This is a genomic window from Streptomyces sp. MMG1121 (genome assembly GCF_001280015.1).
In the GTDB taxonomy this organism is placed as follows: Bacteria; Actinomycetota; Actinomycetes; order Streptomycetales; family Streptomycetaceae; genus Streptomyces.
This window is the reverse complement of record NZ_LGDV01000156.1, coordinates 1-238: the sequence shown is the minus strand read 5'-3', so window position 1 is coordinate 238 and position 238 is coordinate 1. Positions and strand designations below refer to the sequence as shown.

The following is a 238-nucleotide window of genomic DNA, read 5'->3' as shown; positions in this document are numbered from 1 at the left end:
GGCGGCCGATGTGGATGCGGTGGAGGCGCATGGTACGGGTACGTCGTTGGGTGATCCGATCGAGGCGCAGGCGCTGCTGGCGACGTACGGTCAGGAGCGAGCCGGGAGCGAGCCGTTGTGGCTCGGGTCGTTGAAGTCCAACATCGGTCATGCGCAGGCTGCGGCTGGTGTGGCGGGTGTGATCAAGATGGTGCAGGCGATGCGGCACGGTGTGCTGCCGAGGACGCTGCATGTGGAC

The 238-nt window shown here is 66.8% G+C and carries 1 pseudogene; it reads left to right on the top strand.

The features are described from left to right. Positions 1 to 238: pseudogene (locus tag ADK64_RS15305) on the top strand (polyketide synthase); the annotation flags it as partial.